The organism is Nostocoides japonicum T1-X7 (assembly GCF_001046855.1).
Taxonomy (GTDB): domain Bacteria; phylum Actinomycetota; class Actinomycetes; order Actinomycetales; family Dermatophilaceae; genus Nostocoides; species Nostocoides japonicum.
The window spans coordinates 4,771,890-4,773,408 of record NZ_HF570958.1 but is presented as its reverse complement, the minus strand read 5'-3'; the positions used below and the strand labels follow the sequence as shown (position 1 = coordinate 4,773,408).

The following is a 1,519-nucleotide window of genomic DNA, read 5'->3' as shown; positions in this document are numbered from 1 at the left end:
CGGCCGACGCCGGCGCCGACGTCGCCGGCCGGGCGGGGGCGCTCGGGGCCGGGACGGCCCTCTTGGCGGGAGCGGACCTCTCGGCGGGCTTCTCGACGCCGTAGCGCTCCTGATAGCGGCGGACGACCGGCGCCTCCACCGTCGAGCTCGCGGTCTTCACATACTCGCCCATCTCGTTGAGACGTTCGAGGAGGACCTTGCTCGTCACGCCCACTTCCTTCGCGAGGGCGCTGACACGGACCTTTGCCACGTTTCTCCTGTTCCTGGTCCGTGCCGGAACGGGCGCGGACCGTCGTTAGTGCTGGGGGATGCTCATCGCTGAGTACTCATCGGGTGCTCATCAGCGTCAAACCCGCTTTCGGTTCTCTTGCTCGGACGGTCTCTGCTCGCGCTCCTCGAGGTGGGCCAGGACCGGAGCCGGGTCGAGGGGAACGCTGCTTCTCAGCGCGCGCCCGAAGGCCCGGCGACGGATGGCTTGCTCGAAGCACTCGAGTCGGGGGTGCAGCCACGCGCCACGTCCCCCGGCTCGGCGCGCCGGGTCCGGCACCACGACGGGGGACCCGTCCGGCGCCGTCGCGGCGACCACTCGCAGGAGTGCCGACCGGCTATCCGTCCGTCGACACCCCACACACGTGCGGATCGGCGGCCGGAGTCCAGTCCGGTCGGTCTCGTCCATCGTACCGGACGTCAGGCGCCCGGTGTCCGCGGCGACGGGGCCGAGCCTCCGGGACCACCCGCTGGGGGCGTGTCGGGCCGGATGTCGATCCGCCAACCGGTCAGCTTGGCGGCGAGCCGGGCGTTCTGCCCCTCCTTGCCGATGGCGAGGGACAGCTGGTAGTCGGGGACGATGACGCGGGCGGCCCGCAGCTGGGGGTCGACGATCTCGACGGACTCCACCCGTGACGGCGAGAGCGCAGCCGCGATGAAGGTCGCCGGGTCGGGGCTCCAGTCGACGATGTCGATCTTCTCGCCGTGCAGCTCGGTCATGACCGCTCGGACGCGGGCTCCCATGGGGCCGATGCAGGCGCCCTTGGCGTTGACGCCGGGAACCTTGGCGTGGACGGCGATCTTCGTTCGGTGCCCCGCCTCGCGGGCGAGGGCCGCGATCTCCACCGTCCCGTCGGCGATCTCGGGCACCTCGAGGGCGAAGAGCTTGCGGACGAGGTTCGGGTGGGTCCGGGAGAGGCCGATCTGGGGGCCCCGCGGGCCGCGGCGCACGCTGACGACGAGGCACCGCAGCCGCTCGCCGTGGACGTACCGCTCCCCCGGCACCTGCTCGGCGGCGGGCAGCACGCCCTCGACCGTGCCGAAGTCGACGGTGACGACGCGCGGGTCCGAGCTCTGCTGGATGACCCCGGACACGACGTCGCCCTCACGACCGCGGAAGTCGCCCATGACGGCCTCGTCCTCGATGTCCCGCAACCGCTGGACGATGACCTGCCGAGCCGTCGAGGCCGCCACCCGGCCGAAGCCGCTCGGCGTGTCGTCGAACTCCGGCCCCAGCTCGCGCCGCACGCGC

3 protein-coding genes are annotated in these 1,519 nt (G+C 72.5%); all 3 read right to left on the bottom strand.

Features of this window, described 5'->3' with window-relative positions:
- A partial coding sequence (locus tag BN12_RS21675) for a translation initiation factor IF-2 N-terminal domain-containing protein (RefSeq protein ID WP_157635770.1) occupies nt 1-250 on the bottom strand: 250 nt, incomplete at its 3' end.
- A gap of 96 nt (nt 251-346) precedes the next feature.
- A complete protein-coding gene (locus BN12_RS24060) occupies nt 347-676 on the bottom strand; it encodes a YlxR family protein (RefSeq protein WP_083454842.1) in 330 nt (109 codons plus the stop codon).
- Nucleotides 677-687: 11 nt separating this feature from the next.
- Nucleotides 688-1,519: transcription termination factor NusA (gene nusA / locus BN12_RS21670; RefSeq protein WP_083454841.1), on the bottom strand; the 832-nt coding region annotated here is incomplete at its 5' end.